General features: G+C 35.2%; 1 pseudogene. It reads right to left on the bottom strand.

The features are described from left to right. Window positions 1-547: 547 nt before the first annotated feature. Window positions 548-945: pseudogene (locus tag RU86_RS12205) on the bottom strand (ABC transporter permease subunit); the annotation flags it as partial.

Below are 945 nucleotides of genomic sequence, written 5' to 3' on the forward strand. Positions count from 1 at the left end.
TAAAGAATGTGCAATGGCAATGGGATACTATTAAAGTTGGTACGATTGGCAATGGTACGCCATAGGGTGCTGGTACAGTATTAACAATTAATGGTAAATTTAATGAGATTGAAGATTCCAGTTTTACCATAAGTTTTGAACTAGAAAATGCGAATTCCTTTCCTAGTATGAATGATATGATGTTAATGCAACCTTTAAGAGTATTACGAAATGTTGATGGTACAAAAAAAGCGGCTTCTTTAAAAGCGCTTAGACTATTTTGAGCAATAGTAGCTGGAGTTAGCCATGTAAATCGTATTGTAGAAAAGAAAATTCAAGATAAGCGGTTAAGTGATTGATTTAAAAGGGAGTTTCGTGCATTGAAACGATGAAATCGCCAAGTGACAACAAAGTGTATTTATCAAAAACAGCATTTTTGGGGACACATAGAACAGAGATCTACATGGCCTGAAATGAAGAGATTTTTATAGTTTTTGTCCTTATTTAAGTCGCATTAAACTAAGGGAAATGTTTAAGCGATAATCAAAAGAATGACCTCACCTAAATATCAGTTCATCTGTATATCACGGCGGTAGAAAATGACATAACCAAGACAAAATGAAATCAGCAATATTGCAAAAATGATTGCGACATTGAGTATCTCTATAGCTGTATTAGCCAAAGAAATGTAATTCGCATATTTAAAAATGCTTAAATAATTGAGTTTTTCAACAATGTCACTCTGACCAGCAAGCGCGTTAATAAAGTATGATAAAAAAGTATAGACACCTATAAGGATACCACCAATGGCGCGCTTGCCGCTTAAAGCACCAAACGAAAGCGCTAGAGTTCCAAGAGTTAAGTTGGTTAAGAAGAACATACTAGCAGTTCTTACTAGTACGATAAATGCGAGATTTTCACCCACAAGGACAGCTGCACAAATGACTGCAACTCCCCAAACAAACA

Source organism: Pseudolactococcus piscium (genome assembly GCF_002441695.1).
Classification (GTDB): Bacteria; Bacillota; Bacilli; order Lactobacillales; family Streptococcaceae; genus Pseudolactococcus; species Pseudolactococcus piscium.